The sequence below is a fragment of the Paenibacillus sp. N119s genome (genome assembly GCF_059447605.1).
The window spans coordinates 1-468 of the sequence record NZ_JCAJRU010000515.1; the positions used below are offsets into that span (position 1 = coordinate 1).

The following is a 468-nucleotide window of genomic DNA, read 5'->3' on the forward strand; positions in this document are numbered from 1 at the left end:
ACCAATCTGTTCGATGCCCAGTACAGACTGCCATACCGATACCAACGTTCGCTCTACCTCATTACGAGCGGCTACATAATCCTCGCCGGAATCCACGCTTCCCTCCGGCTGCGGCAGCGCCCGCCGGTCCACTTTGCCATTCGGTGTCAACGGCAATTGTTCCATCTGTACAAAATACGACGGCACCATATAGCCCGGCAATTCCTGACTCAAAGCGCTTCGCAGCTCACTTGCCGCGATACCCGCCACGGTGACCACATACGCGCAAAGCTGTTTTTGTCCCTGTTCATCCTCATGTGCAATGACGACGGCTTCTTGCACCGCTTCCAGCTTCAACAGCTGCGCTTCCACCTCGCCTAGCTCAATCCGGTAGCCCCGGATTTTCACCTGTGCGTCGATCCGTCCTTTGTATTCGAGCGTCCCGTCCTCATTCCAGCGCACCAAATCGCCTGTACGGTAGCAGCGCTC

At 56.6% G+C, this 468-nt stretch carries 1 protein-coding gene; it reads right to left on the reverse strand.

What is annotated here, in order from left to right:
* Positions 1 to 468 (reverse strand): AMP-binding enzyme (locus tag AC5V8P_RS26095; protein ID WP_495474116.1); only part of this gene is annotated, 468 nt, incomplete at both ends.